We start from the raw sequence: 23,877 nt of genomic DNA, 5'->3' as shown, positions 1-23,877 counted from the left end.
CTCAGCGACGCCGCTCAGTACCTGCACCGTAGCGATCCTGCCGCCCTCCTGATCCTGGTTCGGGGTCTCCAGATGTACGGGACTTCTCCTATCAATGCTTCCGTACCAGAGGTGGCGGCCGCTCCGGAGATGGTACNTACCTGCCTCGCCTGGATGATCCAGGAAACCGAAAACGACACTTTCTACGGCGTAGCCCATGACGTCATCAAGCCGTGCGGCGACGCCGAGATCACCCCGGTGCTTCTGGAGCTGTACCACTTCGACGAACAGGCACGCATGTCGGAGAACCAGGGTGAGGTTCCGGATTTCAACGAGTTCGACGAGCTGCCCCACGACAGCGGGAGTTCCACTCCTCGGGAGTACTTGGCGGACTTGATGGCCACGGTGGTCGCCGCCCGTCTCATCAAGCGGTACGGCGGGGAGCTGCTACGCGCCTGGGCGGAAATCACCTACCCGCAGTAGCCCTGCCCCCGACAACCGACGATCCGACCCAGGCTGGGCCGTCAGCACATCGCGTGCTGGCGGCCCTTCGCCGCCATGCCTAATTTATGCCTAGAAGAGTTTCCGACTTATCCGGTCGGGCCTCATACATTTTCCCCAGTAAAGGTACGCGATAGCTAAGCGTCCGGCACCGACCCTCGCAGCGACGCGCGTAGAGACGATTTAAGGCCCGCCCTCGGCCAGAAGGCAATTTGGGACGGCTCGAAGGCTCCGCGGCCGTCAGAGGGCCTGTACGGAGGCTTAGGACCGTGCCGTCGGCACGGACCCGCCAGAAGAGATGGGCAAAGGGACCAGGTGCGTGCCGACGGCACGGCGGCCAGCCGCTATTGCGTCAATATCCGTTTCAGTTCTGGCGCGATATGGTCACCCATAAAGGCGATCCCGGCATCGGTCCAATGTACCCCGTCGGTGCCGACGTATATGTCGCCGTTACTCGTCCCTGTGGTCGATCCGACCTTGCCCGAACCATACATCCAGGGGCGTCCCGTTCCCTGCCACATCGAGAGCGTGCCATCCACCAAGCTAGACACTGCCGAGAAGATCGAGGTTTNTCCGGCATTATATGAGGTTCCGTTGAAGCCATTTCCCAGCGGGCCCATAGCAATGATGAAGGCGTTTGGCCACTGCGAGCGGGCCGCAGTAAAGGTGTTGGTCGCGGCAGTATAGGTGGTGGAGTTCATCGTATCGTTGTGCCCGTAGGCCATAACTACGATTTCTGGTGTGGGCATTGCGGAACCAGGGGTGGTTGTGGTCGGAGCCGAAGCGCTTGGCGCAAGGTACTGGACTTGTGGGAGTGAACTGTTGTCGAAACTCGATGGCNCATTTTTAGCCACATAGCCGGTGCCACCAATACCCAGGTTCCAAACATTATCCCAGCCGAATAGGCTGCCAATATATTCAGGAATCTGCGCGATGCTGGAAGTGGACATGCCGGAGCCACCAAACAAGGAATCGCCCATGAAGAAGGCTGTCGGACCTCGCTGTTCGGCAGGCCAGATGCTATAGATTGCGCTGGTCAAGAAAATGCCGCCAAGGTCAGCCCCGGTCAGGTCAACACGATACCGGCGCGGTTTGGCGCCACCGGCGGCGGAGAAGTCTACAAGTATTGATTCGAAGGTCCCAGTTGTGGGCTTTGTGACGGGCGTCAGGCTCCCGAGGGCCATATCATCGACCCATACGCGGTAAGAGGTTCCACCGCGGTTGATGTAGACTATTTCGACCTTATCTGAGTCCGAGTAAAACTGTATCGTGTACGGCTTTGAGTTCGTCCCGTTAACATCCTGTTGAATACAGATAGCTTTATAAGTAATAGTACCAGGATAGGAGCCGACGTGAATGAGGTTGCAGCCGTCGAATACCGATATAGAGCCGGTGGCTACCACGTCACGGTAGGCGATGATTGACCCGGCGGTAATCTGACTGTTGCCGCCCGATTGGAATGTTACTGTTGGAGCGGTTGCAGCGGGGTACACCTGGCGCTGCACGAAGCGTGCCGGCAGCGTGTCACGCCCACGCCAAGCTCTGCGGCCCTTACCGGCCAAGGGCAGATATGCCCCAGTAAGTCCCCCATCGGCGGCAATCTGCGCTCCCGTAACGGCACCAGTTTGTCCGACAACTGAAGTCACAGGCGCAGCACTCCACTTGATCCCTGCAACCTGGCTACTGTCGGCCGTCAACACCTGGCCGTCGCTTCCCACTCCCAACCGGCTAATTGTGCTGGCAGCCGTGGCGGCGTAGAGGTCACCTTTGGTGGTGAGGGTAGCTTTGTCGGCTTTGGCGTTGAGAGCCGCCTGCTGGGCCGTACTGACGGGCTTATTGGCGTCGCTCGTGTTGTCGACGTTCCCTAGGCCCACATCACCCTTCACGAGGGCGAGGTCCGTTTTTAGCTGTGCCGGGGTGCGATTCGTNCAGGCTCCACCCTTTCGCTGGAGGACGTCATCGTTCGATGGGGTGAGACCGGCAATCGCGGTGAGGTCAGCAGAGGATGGCTGCTTGCCGGCCAGGCCGGGAACGGTGGGAGTGGCCGCGGTGCCGCCCAGATCCCCGGACAGTTTGACGAGGCCCTTGGTGGTCGTGGTGGCGTCAGGCGCTCCGCTGGAGACGGCGGCATCCACGTACGACTTGTTAGCGGCGTCGGTGGCGCCGGAGGGTGACGGGACTACTGGCGACGCCGTAAACGTCTTAGATCCGCCGATAGTTTCCGTGCCCGTGGTGTGAACCACGGTGGTGTCATCGGCTTTGGAGGCCAGAGCCGAAGCGTCCGCCTTCCCGGCTATCGCCGACGGCTTAATGGTGCCGTCGGGGTCGTGGGCTACTCCCAGAAAGTCATTGAGGACTTGACCCCAGGTGCCGTCGTCTTGACCGGGAACGGGAAGGCGGGTCATTGGGACTCGCTCTTGCCCAGGAGGTCATCTTTCGCGGCGGCGGTCTCCTTGAAGCTGCCGCGCACCTCTTTAACGCTCTGGCCAATACCCCGAGCGAGTTCCGGAAGCTTCTTACCGCCCACCAACACCAAGATTATGACGAGGACAACCGCCAGCTCTTCCACTTTGCCAATGCCAAACACTGCGTTACCACACTAGTTATGGTTATATACTAGCGATCGTGGGGGTTGCTGTAAAGGCAAGGTGCCCCGGTTGATGACATCGCCTATCTAAGAATGGGGGTGCCGCGCCAGATACTCGTCAATCGCATCCTGGACCAGCCGGTAATCCGGCGCGAGCGCTCCCCTCAGCCGAGCCTGAATCGTCCGCCGCTTAATGGCCTCCACCTGGTCCGGCCGGAGATACGTGGCATAGCGCCGCAGCTTGCCTGCGTCGCCCCGTGTTTCCATGTTTCNAAATNCCGGACGCGCCACAGGCGCGTCCGCCTCAAATAGGGAGGGCGTTACGGGGTCGGTCATCGGGCTATCCCCTTCCCGCAGGGCTGGAGCCGCGACCGCTGGCCAGTCCTGCCCCGGTCCAGCTCCTCAATACGGCGCTGCCAGCGGAGGCAGTCCGCGTCAGTCATAGCCTGGGCGGATGCCTCCGTGAGCTTAAGACGGCGAGCAATGAAGGCGCGCGCCCCGCGAGCAAATAATGTGTTCGGACTTGGCATTGAAGTATCCCCGTTATGTTTACAATCTTACATGTTTGTTTGTTTTCATGCAAGATTGTTTACAAACAAACATTCAAGCTTGCAATATTACATGCTTGCAAGCAATCAAGCTTGCTTTTATGATTACGTCATGATGAGTATTACCCGTGGCGCGTAAGATAGCTGTTGCCATCCAGAAGGGCGGCGTAGGCAAGACCACAACCTCAAAGAACCTCGCTGCGTCCCTGGGGCAGCAGGGGAACCGGGTTCTCCTTGTTGACCTCGATCAGCAGGCGAACGCCACCAGAGGGGTAGGGTTTGACCCGTCCAACGCAGGCGCCACGTTAAATGATCTATTTGAGGACCCGACACGGGACGCCAACGGCTCCATTTACGAGACACCCTATGGCTTCCACCTTCTGCCCGCACACCCCAATCTCGCCAAGACCGAGACCGGCATGGCCTACAAGCGCGCGTCCGAGCCCGACGGGGCCGACCCGCGGTGGCATCTAAAGGGCCTCCTCGGGCCGCTGGAGGACGCATACGACTTTATAATCCTCGATACGCCCCCGTCGCTGGGCTACTTGACTATTAACGCCCTGGCCGCCGCTGACGAACTCCTGATACCGGCCGCCGCATCCGCATACACGGAGGATGGACTGGCGAAAATCCTTGAGGCATATGAGAAGGCGCGGAGTAGCTACAATCCGAACCTGCATCTCTTTGGCATTCTGATAACACGCCTCAAACAGACCAACGCCTCCCTCGGCGTCCTGAAGGATTTGCAGGACGTCTATGTTGACCGGCTGCTGCCGCAGGCAATTGTTGAGGCCACGGCGGTAGACGAAGCTGAACAGATGTCTCAGCCTGTCGTCGTCTGGCGCCCTGATAGCCCGGCCGCCGTAGGGTACCACCGTTTAGCGGAGATGCTCGCAAATGGCCGGTAGCTTCAAGGATCAGAAAGGCCGGATGCAGGTGCAGCCTCTCCGCCCCTTGATTACGCCAATTCCCCAGGTCGATCCATCAGGGGACGAGATGCCGGCCACGACCGAGAGCNAANAAANGNCCCCCGCCGGGTCCCCGCCTCAATCGCAACCCGAATCCGCGCCGCCTGCGGCGCCGCTCAAAGCCCAGGCACCTCAGCCAGGTACTACATCCGGTGACCCTCGCGGGATGTCAGTGCCGAGCGGGGAGGTCCCCACGCACATTTTCACCGTGCGAATATTTCCGCACCGGCACCGACAGCTTGAATTTGAGAAGACTTTCACGGGCTCGACGATCCAAGACATAGCCGATGCTGCGCTCGACGAATATTTTCGGAAGCGGTACGGCCCAGATCAGTAGGACGAATACACGCTCACTTTTTGACCTTGAATGTTGTCATCATAACCACTATGATGGCTTCAACTAGGTGTGCTTTCAGCGTGGTAGCGATTGGCTCCCTAGTTACAACAACTCAGGCGCCTTGGTCTTCTGGCTAAATGGCTTTATGTCATTGACCCGCCATAAGCGGCGTGCTATTATTTGTGCATACCACCTGAATAGCACGTCCGGAAGGTCCCTCGACGAGTTGAGCGGGCCTTTTCCATTTCATTGGATAGGCCCTCCGGCGGCCTTCACCAAGCCTAACCGCACGCGCGAACGTTGTATAAGGCGTCCGGTTACTGCCATCAGAAGATCACGCAAGGGACACAATGCGGTGCGGCAAAAGTAACGCCTATACCGATTGGAGACCCAGACGAGCCCGTACCGGCCAAATCATAGTGAGTAGAGAGCGGTAAAGCCGGACCTGGGCGCAATGACCTACTCACAGGAGCGAAGCCCTCCACCTCCTCCTTAGAAGCGTGATTAGAAGATCCCCTGTATTTGCTGCTGCGATGCGCGCGGCCCACCCTGGGCGCATTGGGCCTCCTGTCCCCAAACTTCCTTCAGGAGGGCAAAGGGTTTCGGCCCACAGGCGACGCTTACGCCCACCACCGGACAACNCCTGATGGAAAGTGACGACCTGGGGACAAGCAGGTTGCCCCCAGGTCTTGGAAAGCCCGCCGTTGGCGGCCTTCCCACACTTCCCACAGGCACGAGCGAGGTTAGCTAAAGCTATTAGGGAAGACAACGCATCATTAGATGCTGTCTTTTGCTTCCCCGATCACATACCGAGGCCGGGCGCCGAAACGCGGACAGGGAAGGCCACAACCCTGGAAGACGGTTGACATAGTGGTGTCGTTTCAATATCATTTTAGTGTAATGAGCGACACAACTACCCTCCACATTCCAATTGACCGCACTGTTCGCGAAGGGCTCGAAGCCAGAGCGAAGCGTCTTGGTTTTGACTCGCTCCAGGCGTATTTCCGTGTGTGGGCCAAGGCCGAAGCAGAGGGCCGCGTCCTGAGTTTCGGTGACGAGTGGGGGGAGCCCTCGCCGGCGGCAGCCGCACGGCTCCATCGTCTGGCCGCCGAAGCTCTGGCGCAGAACGACGCCGGAGAGCTGCCGGGCTTCACCAGCGCCCAGGACTTTCTAACCTATCTCGACCGTGCAGAAGGCGATTAAGTCCCACCGCCAATTTGAGAAGAACTTTAGACGGCGTATNGCACCTGATGCCAGGCTACGGGCTCAGTTCGAGGTCCGGGTCAAACTGTTTGCCGACGGCGCGCGGGGCGCCCCTTTAGACGACCACGCCCTGACAGGCACGCTGGCCGGCTACCGCGCCTTTTCCATCACGGGTGATGTGCGGGTGATTTACCTAGAGACTGAGGCAGCGTTTATCTTCCTCGACGTCGGCACCCACAATCAGGTGTACGGCGGATAGTGCCGACTACGACGCTGCCGGGATTGGATTCGCAGGGGTACCGCCAAACATCCGATGCACGCCCTCCACGCCACCCACCACATCCACGGAAGGCGTAGAGGGCCAGCGGAAGGTTCCCGTCACCGGCCAAATCTGCTCCATCACCTTAACCTCCGGCGAGGACACCTCCACCACGGCCGGAAAGTCGTGGCTGAATACCCCGACCACCAACGCTCCCAGGCCGAAGGTCACCCGGTAAAGCGTCCGTCCCTGCTCGGCCAGGTCAAGAATCTGGTCGCCCACCTCCGCGGAGTCCGCTTGGAAATTCCTAATGGGCTCCTTCCACGCAATAACCAGCTGCTGCCCCTGGGATTGCACCGGCACGGACCGGCCCCCGATCCACACCATGTGCCGTCGGCTGGGTTCCCGCGCCTCCCTGGCCGCGTACAGCTCCCCATACTCGGCGTCGGGCACGACCCGTGCGCGGGGGTGGAGGTGGTCGAGGACCAGCGCCGTTTTTACCGCCCAGAACGCCAACAGCTTTTGGTCACGCGGACGCAGCCGCACCGGCCGCCCAAATAGCATTTCCTTCAGGAACGGCTGCGCCTTCTCTTCCAACCTCGACATCCAGCCACTATTGCAGTCGCCGCAGGCAATCCTGACCTCGTGCGTAAACGGCCGTGCCGGGAAGGAGCGGACCTGTCCGTCGGCCGCCACTAGCTCCACCGTGCCGTCATCGTTCGGGAAGTAGGTATTCCCGATCCAGTCGGCAAAGACATGCTCGCCCGTGATCTTCTTGTCGGTGGCTCCGCAGAACACGCAGGGGGTTGTCATGGTGGGTGTGCGCCAGTCCTCTCGGTGGGTCCAACGGACCCAGATGGGATCATGGTACGCCACCCGTCCGGCGAGCCCCGGCCTGGCCTGCCTGCCCTAGAACAGCGAGGCTTGCCGCTCCGCTACCGGCGGCACCGTGGGCGCAACCACGCCACCCACCGGCAGCCGGTCATTGATCCCCCACTTCGGTGGGAAGAACAGCGGCAGGGCTTCCGCCTTCGGCGCGAACTTGGCCTTAATCCGGGTCCGGCCGCTCGCCAGCTCCGGCGCGGCCTCCCGACAATACTTATCCGTCTCGCAAAAGATATTCTGGCAGTCGATGGCGTGCAGCGGCCGACCCCACAGGCCGTCAAAGGGCATCCCCAGCCGCGCCAGTTCCTCGGCCTGGTGCTCCACCATCCACCCGATGGCCTCGGTCGGGGTGTAGTCGCCCAGGCTGGCGAACACCTTTTTTATGCCCCGCAGCGCCCCCGGTCCCGCTTGGGTGAAGTCGTTTTCGGAGAAGTTGGTCAGGTCCGAATAGTTGAGATCCACCGCGCACTGGTAGCTCATAAAGTCGCCCATCAGCGGGAAGCCGTGGAGGAGGTCATACACCGCCCGCAGGGTCGGGGCCTCCTGGATGCGCTCGCCCAGGGCCTCCTTCAAAAACATGTGGCGGAACAGCTCCACATGGTTTAGGTGCTTCAAGGACTGGCCGTAGGCGTCGGTGGCGCACAGGATGAAGGCGCCGGTATAGAGGCCGCCATTGTCCCGCTTGGCTTGGTCGAGGGCCGCAGTAAAAGAGCCGTCGCCCAGATCGTCCAGCGTCGGATACCGGCCGAGGAACCCGCGCACACTCCGCCACGTCTCCATCTTCGAGAAAGTGCGGAAGGCCACGATCTGAAACGCCCGGTCTTCCGGTGTGCAAGCTTCGGCGTGGTAGCACACGTCCCGGATCATGTACTGGCTCACGCGGTCGGCCGCCCGGAAGACGTTGCAAAATTTATAGGTTTGCAGGATCGGGTCATCCGTCCACGGCCCCGGCTCCCTGGCGACGCGGCGCTCAAAAGCGCGCTGGCGCTCGGAGGCAAAATGCCAGTACAGTTCGTATATGCCCTCGCGGGGGACCAGTGGCCGCTTCGTCACGCCAGTATTTTCTCATACCGCAGGGTGCGGGCGTCCAGGTCCCCGATGAGGTAGCCGCCGCCGTTCTCGCCCAGCAGGTGCATGGCCCGGAAGCCCTGGCAGATGGCGGAGCGCCACAGCCACGCGGGCAGCGGTTCCACCTCCAAATCCACGGCCGCCGCCTTCGCCACCTCGATCACCTCCCCGTCCACGCTCGTCTCCTGCAAAAACCCGGTGCGCCGCTTGGCGAGCCGCGACAGCACCGCGGCCAACCCCTCCTCCGCGAAGATGGCCCGCGCGCCGTCCTCGAACTCGTCCGTCTCCGGGTTGGATTTGCGCTTGACCCGCATCAGCGCCCGCAGGGTCGGCGACCAGTTCAGCACGGCCATAAATCCCATGTGGATGGCGTCGTGATAGCGGTAGGTGTCCACGGTGCGGGAGTTGTCCGTCAGGTTGTTCCCCAGCTCCCCGCCTACCCGGTACCCCACCTCTTTGCCTCCGGCCGTCCAGGTGGCCGCGTCCGCGAAGGCGTCGGGCTCCGCCTCCACCAAGAGCCGCGTCGCCACGGTCCGGCCGGAGGGCAACGGCCGCTCCGCGAACGCCACCACCACCCGCCGGGGGAAGCGCTCCGTCGGCGGGTACGCGGCGTCAAAGACCGGCAGGCCCTCCACCGGGNGGGGNACCTCCCTGGCCGGGTAGCGGTCCCTGGTGCGCCGGAGGTTGTGGCCGGCGATGTCGTCCAGGTCGAGGCCGCACGCCGTCGCCACGGCCGCGACGTACCACAGCAGGTCGCCCAGCTCCTCCCGCAAAAACTCCCGGTTGGCGGCCAGGTCGATGCCGTCCCGCAGGTACTTCTTGTACACGCTGAGGATGGAGCCGGTCTCGCCCGCCAGCCCGAGCATGGGGGCAATGGGTCCTTGCGGACCGCCGAGCCGCAGTTGGCTGGTCTCGCTGGCGCTGCGCTGGAAGGTGGCAAAATCCACGGTGGCCTCCACGGGCCGATTTCAGGACCTACCTCCGCAGAATAACCGGGCGGCTACGGCACCTCCACCAATTAACCCCAACTTTCCCACCCGATTTTCGCCACGGCGCTCCCACTTTCACGTTTTAGGGCGCGCCAAAGTGGTGTCGCACAATGAACAAAAAGCGACACCAGGCTCAAAGGTATTGATTTTTGGTTAGGCGATGGCGTGACTTGGCAAAACTCGAGTTTTCGCCAGCCTCAATGACCAGGCCGTGAAACGGCGCGTTTGACAAACCACCGGGCGATGGTATTAATACATCCGGCGCGGTTATAAATGCGACGCCACCAAGCCCGCCCCGGGCACTCGAAGGGGCGGGCTCGGCGTGTGCGCGTGGTACAACGGCGGNACAGCAGCGTGGCTAGTCGCTCATACTGTCACCCTCCCATGCTCGTCACCCCCTTGGGTCGCGGGGGCGTTGTCCGGGTGTCCCGACTTCGTTGGCGGGCACCCGGCGATTTTGGCGTGTGCCGCGTCATCCGGCACTGTCGCGGAGTAGAGGCACCGCGTATGAGGTTCCAGGCTGGCGGAGAGGAAGATGGTTGCTCGCCTCCCCGCTGGCAATTTGCAAATGCCCGCCGGCCTGGGAGATTTCAAGGGCGATGGCTCGCCGGACACCCGATGCCTTCGACATGGCGTCCAGGTTCGGCACGATGACGTACACGCCCTCACCCTCATTTACGAGGGCCAGCACGGTGGCGAGCGCCGGGCGGCCGCTCACCTGGGCGATGGGGATATTACGATCCACATAGGTTTCTTCGAGGCTGAGACCTTCAGCGAGAGCGTGTAGCGTCACCATATTTTGGAGGCGGTCAATTTCGGCTTCATCCTCGCCTTCGACACTGATATAGCCGTACGCCTCCGGCTTCGTGCTCATCACTGTGTCCCCTCGTCTGCCTCCTGCGGCTGGTGGGCTCCCGCCGCCCGGGGCCGTACCTCGCAGACGGCGGGAGCCTGGGTCGAAGCGTGGCGTAGTTGTCACGCTGCGGACAGATGCCAAGGGGGTCACTTCGCCGCGAGGTGACCCCAGGCGCACCACCAACTCCNCCGGCCCACCGCCAAGTACCTATGCGGGTCGTGGCCACAATTNCCCAGTGCGCCCGCCTCGCCACGGAAGTCGGTACGCTGGGCCTATGGCTGGAAGCCTCGGAGAGCGGGTCGCGGAACTACGGGTCCGGGCCGTCCTCACTCAAGATGAGTTCGCGGAGCGGGCTGGCGTCAGTCTCACCACGGTCCGGAAGTTGGAACGGGGCGCCAGGGATGCCGTGAGCCTCCCCACCCTGCATTCGTTTGCCCGCGTCCTGGGCGTCACGACCTCGGACCTCCTTTCCTACGGCGGTCCGCTCGACCGTGACGACAACGGCGACACCGCAGACTTGGCCGCGCTGCGCCGGGTGCTGGTGCCGGTACCCGTTGGCCCCGCCAGGGGCGACGCGCCCAACATGGGGGACGTCAGGCAGTCGCTCATTGAACTAACCCAGACCTATCAGGCCAATCGGTACAAAGAGGCGCTGGCGCTGGCGCCCGGGCTCCTGATCGCTGCGGACGCGGCCGCGGGTGCGGCCACGGGCGACTTTGCCATTGTCGGGCAACGGCTGGCAGCTCGTAGCTATCTCATGGCGTCGTTGGTCCTCCTGCAATTTCGGCGGGAGGATTTGTCAATCACGGCGGCGGAGCGCGCAATCCGCGCGGCCGAAAATGCCGGTGATGAGCTGCTTCGGGCGAGCGCCGCCGATAACATCGCCTGGAACTTCACCCGGCAAGCCCGGTTGGACGATGCCGAGGATACGGCGCGCTTTATGGCGGAAGCCATTGAACCCACGGGCGAAGTGACCGATGTGCATCTTGCCCAATACGGCCGTTTGCTCACCCGCGCCAGCTCGTCGGCCGCCCGCAATAACCGCCCGGCAGCCAGTTCCGCGTATCTGGCTACGGCCAAAGAGGTAGCCGGGCGGCTCGGCAACGACTACATGACCGTGAGCAGCTTTTGGGCCGCCTTCGGCCCGACCACGGTTGACACCATCGAGGTTGAAAATGCGATGGTGATGGGTGAGGCGGACCGGGCGCTGTTCCTCGCGCGCAGGGTGCGCCGGGGCGAAGCAATCCGGGAAACGACGTGGCAGCGGTATTTGCTCACCGTCGCGGAGGCGCAGGTTGCCACCAAGGGCTACGCTGGCGCGGTCAAGACGCTGGCAGGCGTCCACCAGGTCGCACCGGAGTGGTTTATTACGCAAAGGCTTGCGCGGCGGCTCATACACGCCTTGCAAGACGCCACCTCGGTCCGCTGGGCGCGCGCTAACGGCCTCGACGTATTGGCCCAAGCCATCAAGTGAGTACGGGATAAGTGCGGTTTCAAATGGGCGAGGGGTCCAGAGACAGCGATGGCTCTGGACCCCGTGATGCCGGTGTTACGTTGGGAGGGGCGCGACTGCGGGTTTGATGGGTGCGATTACTGGCCCCAGCGCTGGGCGATTAGGTACGCGCCCGCCGCCCCCGCACTCCCCGTGCCTTCTCCAGCGCGGCGTCAGGTACCACCTTCCGGAACTCCGGGAGGGTCACGGCGAATTGGCGGGCTTGGTCTTCGCCGGGCAGCCTCACCGCGCACAGCACGATGTCCCCCGCTTCCTTCATTGCCGCCACTTCTGGCGGCAAAATGTCGAGCTGGCAGGGCGCATCCAGAAGCGGGTGAGTTTTGACGGTCAGAGTGCCGAACTCCTCGTCGTCCGCCATTTCCCCGGAAATGTCGGAGACCTTCTTTTGTACGGTGGCCACGGCCTTCCCTTCGGGCTGTAACGATACGGCCATGATCCACTATTGGGGATATTGTTAATTCCATCAAGACTTGACTGACAAAAGGTGGCCGCTCCCGTGTCCGGTCGGGTCGAGGTTGCCGGCCCATTCGCGGCTTCGGGGCCACATTGTTGCAGGTTTTCAGCGGCGACTCTTGCGTATAATTGCCGCCGCAACCTTCCCCTCCGCCGATGGGCCATGCGCCACATAGGGTGACAGATCGGACACTAAGGGTAGAAGTGCGACCCCTACCTTAGCCACGGTTCTGCTCGCAGAACTTGCACAAAGTCGCATGCGTCGGATGGTTACACTACGTGTCCGCGAGCGTGGCCGCCATGGTCGCGCCCAACTCCCAGCATGCTTCGCGGGCAGCAGCGTCGAGCGCTCCCACCACCGTCAGCGGCTCCCGCAAGCGCTTCCACCGCAGCCCCGCAGTGATCGTCTCGACTGATCGCACGGCGCCGGTGGTGTCGCTGCCGCCGTGGACGTAGAGGGCATACGGCCGGCCGACGATTGCTTCAAGGCAAGGATAATACACACCATCAAAAAAGTGCTTCAAAGCGCCCGACATATAGCCGATATTCGCCGGAGTACCAAGAATATACCCATCGGCAGCCAACGCATCCGAGGCCGTGGCTGAGAGTGCCGGCCGCACCTCAACCTCTACGCCCTCGATCTCGTCCGTCCGAGCACCCGACAGAACCGCCTCCAGCATTTCCTGCATGGTCGGGGACGGGGTGTGATGGACCACCAGCAGCTTCGCCACAGCCATACCCTACCAAGCTAAGGCCCACCCCCTCATACGAGAAGGTGGGCAAGTGGTTAGGGACAGGTACACGGGCTATATACCCAGACGCGCCTCCGTGCAGCATCATGGCCGGCAAGGTGGTGGATCGCATCCATGTAGCGCGATGCCGCTTCCATATCCCCGAAGCGGTGATGGGGAGAGGTCCAGCCGCCCGGTTCCCGGTAGGCGAGATGAACCTTCACATCCACCGGAATTGGTAGGGCCTCAATCTGGGGAGCCGGATACCCTAAGCGCGCCACACGACGTCCAAGCGGTCGGGGTCAGACTGACTGAACCGCCCCGGTCTCCACCGAACCCGGGGCGGTTCACCCGGAGCGGCCACACAAGACACGCTCTTAATATAACTACCCGCGCTTTGACCGACCGAAAAACCCGCTACCAGCTACCAGCTGGTCAGCGGCGGGCACCGCTAAGCTGGAGACCGACCACTCCGACGATGACGAGGACCAGCGAGGCGACCTTTAGCGCGTTCATCGATTCGCCGAAGACGGCCGCGCCAATGACGGCCATGGCCGCGGTGCCGGCCGCGGACCACACCGCGTAAGTGAAGCCGATCTCCAGATGCTGCAACACTCGAGACACGAAAAAAAATGACAGCGGATAGCAGACACAGACCATCAGGGTCGGCCAGAGCCGAGTGAACCCGCTGGTCTCCCGGAGCGCCAGCGTTCCAGTGATCTCCAGCACTATAGCGACGATAAACTGCACGATGACGGCCACACCCGGACGATATCGGCGCGCCGGATGGCCGTCACCCCGGCCAGGGAGTTCAACCCGTTCGGCTCGTCGATCGGCTGGCGGTCACCAGTAGCGGGATGCCGACCCCGTGCCGGGCACTCGCCTCCGCGAGCAACGCGGCCAGCCAGCCCAGCGCGTCCAACGTCCACTCGGCGAGGGCCCCCTGGAAGGTGACCCGGTGCCGAGCAGGTCCCTGCCACAGTTCATCGATGACGGCGGGTTCCAGCACCGGATGGTCGTCGTTCGCCGGAGAGAGCGAGTCATCCGAGAAGACGTGCTGGTCGAGTTTGCGCAGCCAGTCGAGCATCGCGGGGGCGGCGGAACGGATGGCCGGGTCCTGCCCGCCGTCCACCGTCACCCGCACCCGCGTTCTGTGCCGCGGGGCGCAGTCGGCGAACCAGCCGGCATCCTGCAGTAGACTTCCCACGGCGGGTGTCCGTGGCGAGATCCCGAGGCCCTCCACCGGCGACACCTGCACCGGCAGCAGGAGCTGCACCGGCAGCAGGAGCTGCACCGCCGTCAGCCGCAGCGTGCCGATCCGCGCCACGACATCGTCCGCGCAGGCCAGGAACGGCTGCACCGGCAGGGGGCGGCGGTTCGGGACCGGTTCGGTCAACGACACCTGGAACCAGGCGGCGCGGGACGGCGACGCCCCGGCGGCGGCAGGCCGGTCCTGCCCGGCATCGTTCATCCCCCACAGGCCGCCGGAGGCGTCCGGCATGGCCTCGGTGAGCCAGCCCAGCGCGGACGACCTCGCGACGAACAGGCTGTACGCGTCGGAGGATGCGACGAAGGGATCCCGCCACGGGTGCGGCGCCAGCTCGCCGTACAGGGAGGCGAACAGGGTGCCGGCGGGCCCGGCCGCGTCACCCTCGTGCACTACCGCCGGCACCTGATGTTCCGACCCGTCGTGACGAGTTTGTTCGGGTCGTCGGGCACGCCCACCAGATCCACGTCGATGACGCTACGCCACCCTGTCAGACTGCCGCTCCTGCAGTGGCCCCGCCCGGTCGCCCGGTTTCCGGCGCCGCCGCCGGACTTCACCGTCGACCGGCCCACCGCGCCGACGTTCCGCCACGTGCCGTCGCTGTAGTACTCCTGCAGCTGGACGGTGACGACCGCCTTGGTGACGTCGCAGTCGATGTTGACCCACCAGCCGTGTCCGGACGCCTCATGAGCGGAACTGGAGACGTGTACGTCGTCGCCTCTGGTCTCGAAATAACACACCCGCGCGGATTTCGTGATGCCGGCTGGGGAACTCCTGCCCCGCAGGCCATCCGCGCCGACCGCGCCAGCCGCGACCGCGGAATCCGGGACGGGCGNGGGTACCGGCCCCGCCGGCGCCGCGATCGCCGCGGTCACCGAGATCTGCGACGTTCCGATCAGCACGGTGCTCGCAATGCAGGATCCCACAGCGAGCCCACGAAGAGAGTGACGCACAAGCGCACCTCCGAATCTGGTAGAGCAGCGGAAAGAATACCACGTGCCCGGGACGGAAATTGACGACACGCACGGCACCGGCCCCACCGATCCCATCCGGTGCCGGTGGTCACAAAAAAAATTGCATCGCCGCCATGCCGCGTCAAGCAGGCAGCCGTCCACCCGGCCCGTGTCGGACCCTACCGGTCGCCGACGGAAATCTTTTTCACATGGCAGACGAAAACGGCTCGCGCAGGCGTTTCTAATTCAGCCCCGTGGTAATCGTCTCGATGCCGCGCACGACGCCGCGCACGACGCCGGTGGTGTCGCTGCCGCCATGGGCGTGGAACGCGTACGGCCGGTCGGCCGTACGCCGCGCTCCCGTCGGTCTGGAGCGATCCCGCTTCCGTGGACCGGGGGTGTGAGACGGCTACGCCGAGGCCCGGCGAGCAGGACGTTCCCGCTCGGATCACACCGGCGCCCACCAGCCGGGATACATCACATCCGGTTCCCCGGGCCGGTACATTACGGCCATCGTGTCCAACATGCGCGGTCCAGGCGATGCGCCGCGGCGGCTCGACCGGCCGCTCGGCGGCGTACACCCGGTCCCGGCGGTCCCGGCGGTCCCGCTGTCTCCGACGCTCCCCGACGAGGCACCCAGCCCGATGAGTACGCCCGCGCGGGGCGGCCGCCATCCCGCCGGCGCGTCCGGCCGCCCGCCGGCAGCCGCCCCGCGGGCCGGCTCCGCCTGACGGACCGAACGATCCGTGTTGCTCTTCATCCCGCTGGCCCTGTGCGCCGCGTTCCTGCTCGCGTCGTCCGCGGCTCTGNAACAACGCGCCGCCGGACGCAGCCGGTTCGCCGCCCGTGACGACCGGACGCACGCGCTGCCCGGAATGGGGCATCTGGTCGACCTGGCACGCGAACCGATGTGGCTGCTGGGCTGGCTGACAAACGTCGCCGGGTTCTTCACCCAGGCGCTCGCCCTACACCTTGGTTCCCTCGCCGAGGTGCAGCCCCTCATGGTCACCCAGTTACTGTTCGCGCTCCCGCTGGGCCTGGTCCGCACCCATCTACGGATGGCGCGGGGAGCATGGTGGGCGGTGGCATCGATCTGCGCAGGCCTCGCGCTGCTCCTCACGGTCCAGGGACGCCTACCCGCCCATGCTCCCCTGGACGAATACCGGCTGGCGCTGACCATCCTCGCGATCATTGCCCTCGCGGCGACGCTGACGGTCTTCTCCCGCGGCCGGCGACCAGCAATGCGTGCGGCGATGCTCGGAGTCGGCGCCGGGCTGTTCTTCGCGCTGAGCGCCCTGCTGATGAAGCAGGCCACCGACGAGACCCTGAACGAGGGGATCGCTACCACCGCGACCCACTGGTTCGCCTACGCCCTGTGCGGAGTCACGATGGCCAGCCTCGTATTCGGGCAGATGGCGTTCGCCGTGGGTCCGCTCGCGCCGACCGTCACCGCCATGAACATCACCAATCCGACGGTCTCCTACACTCTCGCCGTGCTCGTCTTCGGGGTACCCGCCCCGGACACCCCCGGGGTTATCACGGGTGTCACGGTGGCGGCTCTGCTGGTCGTGGGCGGGGTCGTCCTGCTCGCCCGCTCGCCCGCCCTGCCACGCCCCACCCGTCGCCTGCCTGACGTCTCTCGCCACGATGCCCCCGCCCCGATGCCCCCCTCCTGATGCCCCCCTCCTGGCGGGCGACGAGGTCGAACTGTTACCGGTACTCGCGGAAGTCCAGCCTCCGGCCATCGAATGGTTCGCGCTGGAAGGGCTGCACCTGACGAGCGGGAGTCTCAGCGCCTGGCGACGGCAGGTTCGATCATCTCCTCGGCGGGGCAGGACGTCCGGGCAGGATGACGGGGACGACGGGCTCCGGGGACCGCCGCGGTCGCTCCGCCTGGTGGCGGCCGACGCGGGGCAGGCCCGGGGCGGGATCCGGGGAGCTGGCATGGGAACATCATCCGCACCGTTGCGCTGGACCACCCGATGCGTCATCGCGGGCGGTGGGCCGGCGGGGATGATGCTCGGTCTGTTGCTGGCCCGCGCAGGGGTGGACGTCATCGTGCTGGAAAAGCACGATGATTTTGCCCGTGACTTCCGCGGTGACACGATTCACCCGTCCACGATGGCAGTGATGGCGGAGCTGGGCCTGCTGACGGACTTCCTTCGCATCCCGCACACCCGGGCCGCCACGCTGGCTTTGGATATGGCGGGCCGGCGCCGGACCGTTGTGGACTTCCGGCACCTGCGGACGCCCTGCCCGTTCATCGCCCTGATGCCCCAATGGGACTTTCTCACGTTTCTGGCCGAGCGGGCCGGTGCCTATCCGACGTTCCGCCTGGCGATGAGCACCGAGGCGACCGACCTGGTCCGGGCGAATGGACGGGTCGTGGGCGTGCGCGCGGCCGGCCCCCTCGGGGAGGTCGAGATCCGGGCGGATCTGACGGTGGCCGCCGACGGCCGGCACTCGACCCTGCGGTCCCGTGCCGGCCTGCCGGTGCGGGAGCGCGGCGCTCCCTTCGACGTCCTCTGGTTCCGGCTGCCGAAAGACATGGGTGACAGGTCCGCGAGCGGCCGCCGGGCGGCGAGGGACGGGAACGGGAACGAGGAGGGGAACGGGCGTGGGGAGGAGAAGGGGAACGAGCGTGGGGAGGAGGGAAACGGGGACGGATTCACCCTGGCGCACCTCCGCAAGGGCCACGCCCTGATCACCCTGGATCGACGCGACTACTGGCAGTGCGGCATGGTGGTCCGGAAGGGGTCGGCGCAGCGGCAGCCAAGGACGGCCGGCGGGCTGGCGGCGTTCCGTGCGCAGATCACCACCGCGGCGCCGGCGCTGTCCGGTGCCGTTGACGACCTCACCGACTGGGACCAGGTGAAGACCCTGGTGGTGCAGGTCGACCGGCTTCGCCGATGGTTCCAGCCGGGTCTGCTCTGCATCGGCGACGCCGCCCACGCGATGTCCCCGGCGGGCGGCGTCGGGGTGAACTACGCCGTCCAGGACGCGGTGGCGACGGCGAACCTGATGGCCGTGACGCTGCGGGCCGGGCCACCCGAGCCGGCCGAGCTGCGGCGGGTGCAGCGCCGGCGGACCTGGCCGGTCGTGCTCATGCAGATGATCCAGGTCCGGCAGGGCGCCTTCCTGGTACGCCTGTTGGGTGACGACGAGCGGCCAGCGCACGGCGGCAGCCCGTCGCGCCAGGTCGCGCGTGCCCCCCTGACGAACGCGACGACGAACGCGACGGCAAGGACGATGACGGGGGCGGTGCGGGCCGGGATGTCCAACCTGGTGACGGCCATGATGTCCTATGGGGTGACCGCCACGGCGGCGCCGCGGATCGGGCGGGTGCTCGGGCGGGTACTCGGGCGGCTACTCGGGCGAGTCATCGGCATCGGATTTCGGCCCGAACACGTCCGCACCCCCGACGTGTTCGCCGAGGATGCCGGATACACCAAGAATGCCGGATACGCCAAGAATGCCGGATACGCCGAGGGCGTCGAGCGGGCGAGATGACCCCCCACGCCTCGCCGCCCGTCCGTCGCAGGCGGTGTCGCCTCAGCGGTTACCGAACAGACCGCCTAGGCCGCCACCGCCGAAACCGCCGCTTGGGCCGTGACCACCGTGACCGCCGTGCTGGTTGCCCTGGAACCCGCCCTGACCGAGGCCGAACTGTCCGGCGAGACCGGCACCCGCGAGCGCGTTGTACGGCGGAAGTAGCTCGCAGGGCTGCACGATGACGAAGCCCTCGCCGGTGAACTGCATCTGCCAGCTCTCCCCGGTGTTCCCCCGGGGTCGCCACACGGCCGAGGACGTCACCGCCGCCTGCATCGAGACCTGCAGGCTCGATGACCAGCCGACGACCGCGTCGGCGTCCGCGAAGTAGTAGTTCTGATGCGTTACGTGCATGACCAGCGGCGCCCCGGACGTGCAGACAGCGACCCGGCCGTTGCCGCGCAGCTCGACCTGGTAGCTCCCGACACCGGCGATGCCGACCTGGCTGTCCACCCGCACCAGGTCCCAGGTCAGGTCGGCGTTGAAGGCGAGCACGTTCTTGCCGTCGACGGTGAGCCCATCACCGACCAGGTCGAGGATGTGGATGTCCTGCGCCTGGTTGGCGAGGAAGACCGAACCCGATCCGGAGACCTGCATGAGGTTCAGGCCCTCGCCGCCGCTGAAGAAGCTGTGGAAACGCGAGCCCCAGCCCTCCCAGTGCGCGTCGAAGTTCGCGGCACCCTGGTAGGCGACCATCGCGCCCTTGCGGGCATAGAACTCCCGCATCCCGCGGGCGCCAAGCGTCGCCTTGAGCATCTTGCCGTTCTGCAGGGAAAACGGCTCGTCCGAGGGACGCTCGGGATTGTCCAGGAGACTGCTGCGGATGCCGCCGGCCGGCCCACCGGAGCCACCGGGAGGTGTCCCCTGGCCCGGCGGATAGCCCTGGCCCGGCGGATAGCCCTGGCCCGGCGGATAGCCCGGACCACCGCCGGGATAGTTGCCCTGCGGACCACTCGGGTGGCCGCCGTACATCCCGCCCTGCGTCATGTCGCCGTCCCCGTCCTCTCCGCGGTGCGCTCCGCCGTCCGGCGCCGGTACCCGGCCGCCCGCCCCCACCGTGCCATCGCGGCCTCAGCCCCGCACCGAGAAGGTCGGCCGCTCGTCCTCGCTCGGTTGCACGACGACGAACCCCTGGCCGGAAAAGCCGAGCNGGAACGCCTCCCCGGAGCCGCGCCCGATGAGCCCGCCGAGCCGGGCGGTGCGCCGGGGCTCGACGCGCAGCCCATCGGTGTAGGCGACGAGGGCGTCGGTGTCGACGTAGGTCGACGCCTCCCGGGTGTCGAGCACGATCGGACTGCCCTTGGCGGTCAGCGCCACCCAGCCGTGCCCACGCACCACCACGTTGAACATCCCCATTCCGGACAGCATGGTGATGCCGCGGACCCGCTCGATGCTCCACTGCAGCCCGGCGTCGAAGGCCAGGATGTTCTTGCCGTTGACCGAGAGTCCCTCGCCGGCAAGCTGCGCGACGATGACCTCCTTGCCGTAGTCCGCGAGGTACAGCAGCCCCTGGCCGGTCGCCGTCATGAGCGGAACGCCCTCACCCGTCGCCCAGGAGGAGGCGATCCGGCCGAGCTGCGGCGGCTGCGGATTGAAGTCGATCAACCCCTCGTAGGCGATCATTGACCCGACCCGGGCGAAGAGATCCTGGCCCGGGTTCATGACCACCTTGGCGATCTTCGAGCCGTGCCTGCTCATCCGTTCCATGATCGGAGTTGGTCCGTAGTGCTGGATCAGGCTGCCCTGCACGGCCCGCTCCTCTCCCCCGGCGGTCCTCCCGCCAGGCGCGCTTCCCGGATGGTCGACACGCCTCAGACCTCGTACGGCTGGACGACGATGAAGTGCCCCGCGAACCCCATGAACTGCAGAGCCAGTGCCTCGCCGCTACCGCCGGCGTAGATCTGCCGGGAGATCCGGACCTGAGTGGACACGCTGACCCGCATGCCGGTGGTCCAGGCGACGAGGGCGTTCATGTCCGCGAAGGTCGGGCCCTGCACGGTGAGGGTCATCGGAGACCCCTTGGTCATGACGACCACCGAACCCGGCCCGGAGACCTCGAAGTGGAAGAACCCCCCGCCGGGGATGCCGGGGCTCTCGATCCGACGCACCTCGGTGCGCACGGTGGCGTCCATCGCCAGCAGGTTCTTCGCGTTGACGCAGAGGGAGGAGCTGCCGAGCTCGACGATGTGCAGGTCCGCGGCGTCCTGGGCAAGGAAGACCTCACCCGAGCCCTTGCAGGTCATCAGCTTGAGGCTCTGGCCGGTCAGCTTGCCCTCGATGAGACCGCGCAGCCCGCTGCTCTTGTAGTCGAACTCGACGCTGCCCTGGTAGGCGACCATCGACCCGCGCAGCGCCAACGCGTCCGGACCGAGGGTGACCTTGACCAGCTTGCCGTTCTGCTGGGTCCACCGACCGGCGGTCGGCACCTCACGGTAGGGATCCAGGCTGTTCATCGCCCCGGGCAGGGTGGGTCGCGCCTGCGACGGCAGGATCTCGGGTCCGCCGAACGCGCCGGTCGGCGGCATCCCACCCGGCATGCCGGTGGCGGGCATCCCACCCGCGAAGCCCATGGGCGGCGGTGCAGCGAGCGGAGCGCCGAAACCGGGAGCGCCNAAACCGGGNGNGGGGGCCGGCTGCGGCGCCTCGTCGGCGACCTCACCGCCGTAAGAGCGGATGAGCTCGGCCAATCCCCCCTGGAACCCCTGGCCCACGGCGGCGATCCGCCACACACCCTTGCGGTAGATGTCGGCGATCATCACGGCGCGCTCGCTGGTGAAGTCGGCGCCGGTGAAGGAGTAGCGCAGCACCTCGGTTCCCGCGACGACGACCCGCAGGTACCCCGACGAGATAGCCGAGGCGCTACCGGCACCGTCGAGGGCGGCGCAGAACGACAGCCGGCCGATCGAGGCGGGCACCTGGTCGAGGGTGACCCGGAACGCCTGACTGTCGCCGGCCTGCGGCCCGAGGAGCTGGATGGACTTCTCCGGCGACGCCGGCTGGTTGAAGAAGACGAAGTAGCGGTCGTCGGTGAGGCGATCGGCGCCGTCCAGGCCGAAGCAGGAGATGTCCCACTCCCCCGGCGCATTGATCTGGATCCCGACGTACAGGTCGGTGCCCGGGGTGATCGTCGACAGCTGCGCCTTCTGCCCTCGACTGAACTGGGTGACCAACACGCTCCCTCCACCTGGCATTCCGTGCCGGACCGGCGCAACCATGACCTACCGGCGTTACCGTGCCCAACCGGCCAGCCAGCACCCGCCCGCATCCGCACGAACCGGACTGCCGGCAACCTAGCAGCTGCCGGAGAGTACAGCCGAACACGTCGGCGCCGGGAACGCTGTCGATCCCCGGACAAGACGATTCGCGGACAGGACGATTCGACGACGACACCGGCATCGGAGCGGCTACCGGTGAGGCTCCTCTCGCGCTCCGACATGGTCGGGCGTTCACTGGACAGATGCGCTACGTCGAGGGCATCACGACAGCCAGCGGTAAGAAGATATCCAAGATCGGCCTCGGAACCTGGCAGTTCGGGTCCAGGGAGTGGGGGTACGGGGCGAGCTACGCCGACACCGAGGCCGGGCGCATCGTGCGCCGGGCCCTCGAACTCGGGGTGACGCTGTTCGACTCCGCCGAGATCTACGGGATGGGACGCAGCGAACGCATCCTCGGCTCGGCGCTGGCCGGGATCCCGGACGCGCTGGACCGGGCGTACGTGGCGACGAAGGTGTTCCCCGTGCTCCCGCTGGCTCCGATCGTCGAGCAGCGGGCGGTCGCGAGCGCGAACCGGCTCGGGGTGCACCGCATCGACCTGTATCAGGTCCACCAGCCCAATCCGGTGATCAGGGACGGCCAGACGATGCGCGGGATGGCGGCGCTGCGCGCCGTCGGCCTCGTCGGGGACGTCGGGGTCAGCAACTACTCGCTGACCCGCTGGCAGGACGCCGAGGCGGCGCTCGGCGCGCCCATCCTGTCCAACCAGGTCGAGTACAGCCTGGTTCGGCGCAGGCGGGGCGAGGAGCTGCTGGCGTTCGCCGCCCGGGAGTCCCGGATCGTGATCGCCTGGAGCCCGCTGAGCCAGGGGCTGCTCTCGGGCCGCTACGACGTCACGAACCGCCCGACCGGGCGGATCCGCGCGATAAACCCGCTGTTCCTCACCGAGAATCTGGCCCGCGCCACCCCGCTGCTCGACGTCCTACGCGAGGTCGCCGCCACGCACGACGCCACCCCCGCCCAGATCGCGCTGGCCTGGGCGATCCATCATCCGTCGGTCGTCGCGATCCCGGGGGCGTCCAGCGTCGCCCAGGTGGAGAACAACGCCGCCGCGGCCGACATCACGCTCACCGAGGACGAGTACGGCACGTTGACCGCAGCCGCGCAACGCTTCGAACCGCTCGCCGGCACGTCGGCCTTCGCCGCGCTGGCCGCGGAACGGCTCCACCGCTGACCGCTGTCCGGCCAGTCCGAGGCGCCCGGCCAGTCCGAGGCGCCCGGTCAGTCCGAGGCGCCCGGTCAGTCCGAGGCGTCGTAGGTGGTCACGTCGTCGGAGGAGATGTCGTCGGAGGAGATGATGTGGAACGGCGGGCACACCCCGGTCGAGTGGTGGGCCGCGGCCTCCAGCGCCATCCGGACCCGCTGTTTCGGGTCGAGGCCCCGGGTGCTGTGCAGCGAGCCGCAGGCGTACTCGTCGCCGCTGCCGACCGCATAGTAGTTGTCCGCGCTGCGGCCGATCTGGTAGTCCGAGTCGATGCGGTAGAGGTGTCCGCGGAGGCCGACCAGGAACAGCCCGCCGCTCTCATTGCCGGAGTCGTTGCGGGCGAAGCCGCCGTCACGCAGGCAGTCCCGGACCACCGCGATGAAGTCCGTCGCCATGAACCGATCGAGATCCCAGTCCTGCGGGACCGGGGGCACGAGGCTGTAGCGGAGCAGCTGGCCCATCCGGAACGAATCAGTGAACCCCATAATGAACTCACTGTTACGAAACACCTTGGTATCCGCACGGACAGTGATAGACCAGCCAGCGACACCGGCGCTGTCCCCACCGATCACGACCCGGCCGTCCTGCTGTACCCCGACGATGCAGGTCACGAAGCGGAATGGTACCGGTTCGCCCCGAAGCCGGACGCCGTACCCCATCCGCGTCACCAGCCCGTTGACACGCTCCGCCCGTTGACACGCTCCGCCCGCTGTCACCCGCCCCGCCCGCTGTCACCCTGCCGACCCGGGAGCCG

General features: G+C 65.7%; 22 protein-coding genes. 8 read left to right on the top strand and 14 right to left on the bottom strand.

Annotated features, from left to right (window positions below; all coding sequences use genetic code 11):
* Positions 1–824 precede the first annotated feature (824 nt).
* Positions 825–2,885, bottom strand: a complete 2,061-nt coding sequence (locus tag ALLO2_RS25750; RefSeq protein WP_157493427.1) for an SGNH/GDSL hydrolase family protein — start codon at positions 2,883–2,885, stop codon at positions 825–827.
* Positions 2,882–3,067: a twin-arginine translocase TatA/TatE family subunit gene (locus ALLO2_RS16145; RefSeq protein WP_023841157.1), complete on the bottom strand. Its 186-nt coding sequence runs from the start codon at positions 3,065–3,067 to the stop codon at positions 2,882–2,884. The genes ALLO2_RS25750 and ALLO2_RS16145 overlap by 4 nt, the downstream gene beginning before the upstream one ends.
* Positions 3,068–3,743: 676 nt before the next feature.
* On the opposite strand from ALLO2_RS16145, the gene ALLO2_RS16140 reads away from it, so the two are divergent.
* The 3 genes from ALLO2_RS16140 to ALLO2_RS16130 all read left to right on the top strand — a co-directional run bounded on the left by ALLO2_RS16140 (position 3,744) and on the right by ALLO2_RS16130 (position 6,382).
* Positions 3,744–4,523, top strand: coding sequence for a ParA family protein (locus ALLO2_RS16140; protein ID WP_023841159.1), 780 nt, complete (start codon positions 3,744–3,746; stop codon positions 4,521–4,523).
* A 1,297-nt stretch (positions 4,524–5,820) separates the two neighbouring features.
* Positions 5,821–6,123, top strand: a complete 303-nt coding sequence (locus tag ALLO2_RS25745) for a hypothetical protein (protein ID WP_023841160.1) — start codon at positions 5,821–5,823, stop codon at positions 6,121–6,123.
* Positions 6,107–6,382: a type II toxin-antitoxin system mRNA interferase toxin, RelE/StbE family gene (locus tag ALLO2_RS16130; protein ID WP_035733108.1), complete on the top strand. Its 276-nt coding sequence runs from the start codon at positions 6,107–6,109 to the stop codon at positions 6,380–6,382. Before ALLO2_RS25745 ends, ALLO2_RS16130 begins: the two co-directional genes overlap by 17 nt.
* Before the next feature lie 6 nt (positions 6,383–6,388).
* On the opposite strand, the gene ALLO2_RS16125 is transcribed toward ALLO2_RS16130, so the two are convergent.
* The 4 genes from ALLO2_RS16125 to ALLO2_RS25740 all read right to left on the bottom strand — a co-directional run bounded on the left by ALLO2_RS16125 (position 6,389) and on the right by ALLO2_RS25740 (position 10,198).
* Positions 6,389–7,180 (bottom strand): hypothetical protein, encoded by a 792-nt coding sequence (locus ALLO2_RS16125; protein WP_035733106.1) that lies wholly within the window; start codon positions 7,178–7,180, stop codon positions 6,389–6,391.
* Between the two features lie 111 nt (positions 7,181–7,291).
* On the bottom strand, positions 7,292–8,320 hold the full coding sequence (locus tag ALLO2_RS16120; RefSeq protein ID WP_023841163.1) for a nucleotide kinase domain-containing protein: 1,029 nt from the start codon (positions 8,318–8,320) through the stop codon (positions 7,292–7,294).
* Complete coding sequence (locus tag ALLO2_RS16115; RefSeq protein WP_035733176.1) at positions 8,317–9,282, bottom strand: nucleoside triphosphate pyrophosphohydrolase family protein; 966 nt, start codon at positions 9,280–9,282, stop codon at positions 8,317–8,319. The genes ALLO2_RS16120 and ALLO2_RS16115 overlap by 4 nt, the downstream gene beginning before the upstream one ends.
* 514 nt (positions 9,283–9,796) lie before the next feature.
* On the bottom strand, positions 9,797–10,198 hold the full coding sequence (locus ALLO2_RS25740) for a recombinase family protein (protein ID WP_023841165.1): 402 nt from the start codon (positions 10,196–10,198) through the stop codon (positions 9,797–9,799).
* Positions 10,199–10,454: 256 nt separating this feature from the next.
* Between ALLO2_RS25740 and ALLO2_RS16105 the strand changes: the two genes are divergently transcribed.
* On the top strand, positions 10,455–11,654 hold the full coding sequence (locus ALLO2_RS16105; RefSeq protein WP_023841166.1) for a helix-turn-helix transcriptional regulator: 1,200 nt from the start codon (positions 10,455–10,457) through the stop codon (positions 11,652–11,654).
* Between the two features lie 139 nt (positions 11,655–11,793).
* Here the strand turns inward: ALLO2_RS16105 and ALLO2_RS16100 are convergent, their stop codons facing one another.
* The 4 genes from ALLO2_RS16100 to ALLO2_RS16085 all read right to left on the bottom strand — a co-directional run bounded on the left by ALLO2_RS16100 (position 11,794) and on the right by ALLO2_RS16085 (position 14,549).
* Positions 11,794–12,093: a hypothetical protein gene (locus ALLO2_RS16100; RefSeq protein WP_035733096.1), complete on the bottom strand. Its 300-nt coding sequence runs from the start codon at positions 12,091–12,093 to the stop codon at positions 11,794–11,796.
* A 328-nt stretch (positions 12,094–12,421) separates the two neighbouring features.
* Complete coding sequence (locus tag ALLO2_RS16095; protein WP_082456722.1) at positions 12,422–12,883, bottom strand: flavodoxin family protein; 462 nt, start codon at positions 12,881–12,883, stop codon at positions 12,422–12,424.
* 429 nt (positions 12,884–13,312) lie between these two features.
* A complete protein-coding gene (locus tag ALLO2_RS16090) occupies positions 13,313–13,639 on the bottom strand; it encodes a multidrug efflux SMR transporter (protein WP_023841168.1) in 327 nt (108 codons plus the stop codon).
* Positions 13,640–13,688: 49 nt separating this feature from the next.
* Positions 13,689–14,549 (bottom strand): hypothetical protein, encoded by an 861-nt coding sequence (locus ALLO2_RS16085; protein WP_011437285.1) that lies wholly within the window; start codon positions 14,547–14,549, stop codon positions 13,689–13,691.
* A gap of 1,072 nt (positions 14,550–15,621) precedes the next feature.
* On the opposite strand from ALLO2_RS16085, the gene ALLO2_RS27340 reads away from it, so the two are divergent.
* From ALLO2_RS27340 to ALLO2_RS16070, 3 genes are all read left to right on the top strand, one after another.
* Complete coding sequence (locus ALLO2_RS27340) at positions 15,622–15,828, top strand: hypothetical protein (RefSeq protein WP_139168594.1); 207 nt, start codon at positions 15,622–15,624, stop codon at positions 15,826–15,828.
* A 15-nt stretch (positions 15,829–15,843) separates the two neighbouring features.
* Positions 15,844–16,773: a DMT family transporter gene (locus ALLO2_RS16075; RefSeq protein WP_035733093.1), complete on the top strand. Its 930-nt coding sequence runs from the start codon at positions 15,844–15,846 to the stop codon at positions 16,771–16,773.
* A 268-nt stretch (positions 16,774–17,041) separates the two neighbouring features.
* Positions 17,042–18,607, top strand: a complete 1,566-nt coding sequence (locus ALLO2_RS16070) for an FAD-dependent oxidoreductase (RefSeq protein WP_011437288.1) — start codon at positions 17,042–17,044, stop codon at positions 18,605–18,607.
* A gap of 42 nt (positions 18,608–18,649) precedes the next feature.
* Here ALLO2_RS16070 and ALLO2_RS16065 read toward each other — a convergent pair whose 3' ends face one another.
* The 3 genes from ALLO2_RS16065 to ALLO2_RS16055 form a co-directional block, all read right to left on the bottom strand.
* Complete coding sequence (locus tag ALLO2_RS16065; protein ID WP_011437289.1) at positions 18,650–19,633, bottom strand: AIM24 family protein; 984 nt, start codon at positions 19,631–19,633, stop codon at positions 18,650–18,652.
* 84 nt (positions 19,634–19,717) lie between these two features.
* Positions 19,718–20,395, bottom strand: a complete 678-nt coding sequence (locus tag ALLO2_RS16060) for an AIM24 family protein (protein ID WP_035733091.1) — start codon at positions 20,393–20,395, stop codon at positions 19,718–19,720.
* A 62-nt stretch (positions 20,396–20,457) separates the two neighbouring features.
* Positions 20,458–21,816, bottom strand: a complete 1,359-nt coding sequence (locus ALLO2_RS16055; RefSeq protein ID WP_035733168.1) for a TerD family protein — start codon at positions 21,814–21,816, stop codon at positions 20,458–20,460.
* A 287-nt stretch (positions 21,817–22,103) separates the two neighbouring features.
* On the opposite strand from ALLO2_RS16055, the gene ALLO2_RS16050 reads away from it, so the two are divergent.
* The gene (locus tag ALLO2_RS16050) at positions 22,104–23,093 is read left to right on the top strand and encodes an aldo/keto reductase (protein WP_011437292.1); all 990 of its coding nucleotides are present in this window, start codon (positions 22,104–22,106) and stop codon (positions 23,091–23,093) included.
* Between the two features lie 65 nt (positions 23,094–23,158).
* On the opposite strand, the gene ALLO2_RS16045 is transcribed toward ALLO2_RS16050, so the two are convergent.
* Positions 23,159–23,734, bottom strand: a complete 576-nt coding sequence (locus ALLO2_RS16045; RefSeq protein ID WP_035733167.1) for a hypothetical protein — start codon at positions 23,732–23,734, stop codon at positions 23,159–23,161.
* Between the last annotated feature and the right edge of the window lie 143 nt (positions 23,735–23,877).

It is taken from the genome of Frankia sp. Allo2 (assembly GCF_000733325.1).
Taxonomy (GTDB): domain Bacteria; phylum Actinomycetota; class Actinomycetes; order Frankiales; family Frankiaceae; genus Frankia; species Frankia casuarinae.
Note: the sequence above shows the minus strand (reverse complement) of the source record. Positions and strands in the feature narration are given on the sequence as shown.